At 48.7% G+C, this 891-nt stretch carries 1 protein-coding gene; it reads right to left on the bottom strand.

The window, feature by feature from the left end; genetic code table 11:
* Positions 1-8: 8 nt before the first annotated feature.
* Positions 9-851, bottom strand: a complete 843-nt coding sequence (locus tag QMD53_07210; protein ID MDI6800423.1) for an IS1595 family transposase — start codon at positions 849-851, stop codon at positions 9-11.
* Between the last annotated feature and the right edge of the window lie 40 nt (positions 852-891).

The following is an 891-nucleotide window of genomic DNA, read 5'->3' as shown; positions in this document are numbered from 1 at the left end:
GGTAATTCCTATACATCTGGTACTGGTTTGACCAATAGTTGTGCAATAAAGGCAAAGAGATCTTCGTCTCTGTGGTTGAACCTAAACTCGGTTTCTTTGAGGTAGAGATGAAAGTATTGGCTGGGAACACCTCGGTAGTGATAGAGCCAAGTCTTGGCATAGGAGAAGAAACCCTCAATGCCGTTGATGTGGGTTCTTCCGCTGACGTATTCCTCTTTGCCGTGCAAGACCCTGTGATGTCTCCCTCGAAAGGAGAGAACCCCATATCCTTTAAAGTCGTCAGTGTAGTAGATACTACCCCTTCTGGTGTGTTCCAGAATGAGGGGTATGAGGGTGGACCTTCTTCGGTTGGGAACGGGGAAGGTGATGACTTTCCCATTTCTCTGATACATCCCGAAGACCAGCTTCTTTCCCTCAGCTCCCCAGCCTCTTTTGCCCTTTCTTTTCCCGCCAAAGAGGGACTCGTCAAGCTCAAGTTCTCCAGAGAGGGCCTCCATTTCGGTGAGAGAAGCGTCATAGATGGCTTCCCTGAAGAGCCTAAAAGCTCTGTGGGTGGTGGAGAGGTTGTGGGAAAGGTAAAGCCTTGTTCTGTAGCCTGGAATACCCAGACAGAAGAGGTAGAGAAGATGTACGACTTCGTTAAGGGGGATGCGAAACCTTCCCAAGTAGGTGCCGGTAAAATCGGTAAAAGGGTAACGGCAGTGGGAACACCTGAATCTCTGGTTGCTACGCCAGAGTTTCCTCTCTCCACACTTTGGGCAGACCCTTCTTCCGCCCCATCTGAGCTTGACAAAAAACCGTCTACTTTTTGGCAGACTATTTGCCAGGGATATTGTCTGGTTATCAAGCATAAAGGTATCATATCACAGTACCAGTTAGGTAGGAATCACC

The organism is Actinomycetota bacterium, from assembly GCA_030017835.1.
GTDB lineage: Bacteria > Actinomycetota > Aquicultoria > UBA3085 > Oleimmundimicrobiaceae > Yes70-04.
Note: the sequence above shows the minus strand (reverse complement) of the source record. Positions and strands in the feature narration are given on the sequence as shown.